At 46.5% G+C, this 720-nt stretch carries 1 protein-coding gene; it reads left to right on the forward strand.

The genetic code is table 11. The annotated features are described in order from the left end of the window. Positions 1–720 (forward strand): collagen-flanked surface repeat-containing protein (locus tag D8872_RS10770; RefSeq protein ID WP_446677443.1); only part of this gene is annotated, 720 nt, incomplete at both ends.

The following is a 720-nucleotide window of genomic DNA, read 5'->3' on the forward strand; positions in this document are numbered from 1 at the left end:
CACAGGTGCAACCGGAGCTAAGGGTGATAAAGGTGAAACTGGAGCCACTGGCGCAACAGGTGCAACTGGTGCTAAAGGAGAAGATGGTAAGCCATCATTAGCCCAAGTTGTCGATAATAACAACGGCACGCACACTGTTAAAGTTGGTCTTGATAAGAACGGCAATGGCCAATTGGATCCAGATGAAGTAACCTCATCAACCATCGTTAAAGATGGTAAGGATGGTAAATCTCCATTGGCTAAGGTTGTCGATAACAATAACGGCACACACACAGTTCAAGTCGGACTCGATAAGAACAACAACGGTCAGCTTGACCCAGACGAAGTAACATCATCTACAATCATCAAAGATGGAAAAGCTGGTGCAACCGGTGCCACTGGTGCTACAGGCGCGACCGGAGCCAAAGGCGATAAAGGTGAAACCGGCGCAACTGGAGCTAAAGGAGAAGATGGCAAGCCATCATTGGCCCAAGTCGTAGACAACAACGACGGTACTCATACTGTTAAAGTTGGTCTTGATAAGAATGGCAATGGTCAGTTGGATCCAGACGAAGTAACATCTTCAACAATCGTCAAAGACGGTAAGGATGGCAAATCTCCACTAGCTAAGGTTGTTGACAACAACAACGGCACCCATACTGTTCAAGTCGGCCTCGATAAGAACAACAATGGTCAGCTTGATCCAGATGAAGTAACATCTTCAACTATCGTCAAAGATGG

This window comes from Streptococcus cristatus, assembly GCF_003943815.1.
Classification (GTDB): Bacteria; Bacillota; Bacilli; order Lactobacillales; family Streptococcaceae; genus Streptococcus; species Streptococcus cristatus_F.